This window comes from Bartonella senegalensis OS02 (genome assembly GCF_000312545.1).
In the GTDB taxonomy this organism is placed as follows: Bacteria; Pseudomonadota; Alphaproteobacteria; order Rhizobiales; family Rhizobiaceae; genus Bartonella; species Bartonella senegalensis.
Window position 1 is genome coordinate 1 of the sequence record NZ_HE997574.1, and the last position, 233, is coordinate 233.

The 233-nt window shown below is 42.1% G+C and carries 1 protein-coding gene; it reads left to right on the forward strand.

Annotation, left to right across the window (positions count from 1 at the left end; genetic code table 11):
* Positions 1 to 11: 11 nt before the first annotated feature.
* Positions 12 to 233, forward strand: a 222-nt coding sequence (locus tag BN200_RS08440; RefSeq protein ID WP_034989544.1) for a YqaJ viral recombinase family protein, incomplete at its 3' end; no start/stop codon positions are given.

The following is a 233-nucleotide window of genomic DNA, read 5'->3' on the forward strand; positions in this document are numbered from 1 at the left end:
AGCGGTGTGAAATGCAACAACGAACAGCAGAGTGGTTTCAAGCCCGTTTAGGTAAAGTCACCGCTTCAAACGTTTATAACGTACTCAGTAAAACAGCCAAGGGAACGCCTACAAGTAAATATGAGGATTACAAATTAAAACTTATGACAGAGCGCTTAACAGAGGAAATAAGCCAATCTTATATAACGCCCGCTATGCAATGGGGCATTGACCATGAAGAGGACGCTCTAAAA